Source organism: Winogradskyella pelagia (genome assembly GCF_017581965.1).
Taxonomy (GTDB): Bacteria; Bacteroidota; Bacteroidia; order Flavobacteriales; family Flavobacteriaceae; genus Winogradskyella; species Winogradskyella pelagia.
On record NZ_JAGEVF010000029.1, the window covers coordinates 1 to 1,826 of the forward strand.

At 30.7% G+C, this 1,826-nt stretch carries 2 protein-coding genes; both read left to right on the top strand.

Annotated features, from left to right (window positions below; genetic code table 11):
• The first annotated feature begins 122 nt into the window (after positions 1 to 122).
• Positions 123 to 860: a DUF6090 family protein gene (locus J4050_RS15070; protein ID WP_208155446.1), complete on the top strand. Its 738-nt coding sequence runs from the start codon at positions 123 to 125 to the stop codon at positions 858 to 860.
• A gap of 60 nt (positions 861 to 920) precedes the next feature.
• On the top strand, positions 921 to 1,628 hold the full coding sequence (locus J4050_RS15075) for a DUF6090 family protein (protein ID WP_208155445.1): 708 nt from the start codon (positions 921 to 923) through the stop codon (positions 1,626 to 1,628).
• Positions 1,629 to 1,826 lie beyond the last annotated feature (198 nt).

Below are 1,826 nucleotides of genomic sequence, written 5' to 3' on the forward strand. Positions count from 1 at the left end.
TAGAGATTATAAGGAAGTCGCCTTCTCTAATTATTGTTTAAGAATTTATTATCTTTTCATTCTCAAAGCAGAACTACGTTTAACCCTGCAGTTGTGCTTCATTAGAAAAACCAAAATAACCAATGATAAAATTCTTTAGAAAAATTAGGCAAAATTTACTCTCAGAAAATAAATTCAGCAAGTATCTGATTTATGCGATTGGAGAAATTGTTCTTGTGGTTATTGGGATCATGATTGCGCTTCAAATAAATAATTGGAACCAAGAAAGTGAAAATAAAAAGCTGGCAATATTTTACATGAATTCACTTGCGAATGATCTAAAAAAAGACACATTGCATATAAATTTTATTACTGAAATACAACTCGAAGATAATAAGACCACAGAAAAATTATTAAAAAGAATCTATAAACCGTCCAGTAACATTGATACCATTATAAAAATAGCAAGAAACGAAATAGATGATACTTTTAGGGTTAAAAGAGACTATGCAAATAACACCTTTAATACCATCCTATCATCAGGAAATATTAATCTTCTGAATAAAGATTTAATAGATAAGTTAATGGACTTAAATAGCATACAAGAAGACCAATTAAAACGATTTGACAGTAATCTAGATACTTATAAAAATGTAAGTACTTATTATGCACAGCATTTCACTTATTCAAACGGGCCAACAGGTAATATTGTTGATGAAATTTTATGGAATAACGTTAATGAAAAAGTTTTAGTTAGTAGTCTTTCTAATTCGCTTACACAACGCAAATTTATGTTTGACAACACAATTAAAGGACATTTAAGAGTAAAGGAGAAATCTCGAGAAATATTGGAACTAATTGACACATTACTAAAAAAATAATGACAGCATAACCGCTAACCAATGATAAAATTCTTTAGAAAAATTCGCCAAAACTTACTAATGGAAAACAAAACAGGAAAGTATTTTAAATACGCCATTGGCGAAATTATTCTTGTTGTTATCGGGATTTTAATAGCAATTCAATTAAATGAATGGAGAAATGATATAGTAAATACTAAACAAAAACAGAAAGTATTATTAGCCTTAAAGATGGATTTTGAAGAGAATCTTAGCAGATTAGATACTGTATATTACCACCAAGAAAAAAGTATTAGGAAATTTTTGAAATCAAGAAATCTTATCGATTCTATAAATTATGTCACAGACAATACAGTGTATAAAGAAAACTTGGCCCATGGTGGATATGGATATAGTTTTAGCCCAATTAATGGGGCCTTGCGTTCTGCTATATCGTCAGGAGATATTCATTTGATTAACGGTGAGCGCTTAGCAAAATTATTATTTAGTTGGGAGGACTTAGTTATTGATTCTTATGAAGAAGTTGAACTTCTTAGAAGTTATGGTACAAACCCTTATGTTCGATTGATACACAACTACACCCAAGCAAGAGAATTAGGTAAAAAATCACCCAATAGGAAGGGAAGCAAGCACCCATCTAATTTCGTTGGATTATTTAAGGATCCACTATTTGAAAATTATAACCAACAAATGATTTACTACGCCTACAATTATATGAAAGAACTAAAGGCAATTAGAATAAATAATTTAGAAATTGTAGAATTAATTGAGAAAGAATTAAAAAAATAACGAAAGCACAACAATGGCTATAAGTAATTGCTTGTTCTCGCCTACTTCTGAAAATCCTCGCAGATTTTCAGTTTGGTGTGTACTTGCAAAGTTAAGTGCTAAACCACGCAACTACTCATAGCCGAGACCGATGAGAACACATTCGCCAAAGGCGAACTTTAATTACTACGTGCTTCGCACTATCGTCCTTAAAGCAAG

Excerpts from the sequence above, each read along its gene's own strand:
- J4050_RS15075 (WP_208155445.1), top strand. The coding sequence starts at position 921 with ATGGAAAACAAAACAGGAAAGTATTTTAAATACGCCATTGGCGAAATT.
- J4050_RS15070 (WP_208155446.1), top strand. The coding sequence starts at position 123 with ATGATAAAATTCTTTAGAAAAATTAGGCAAAATTTACTCTCAGAAAAT.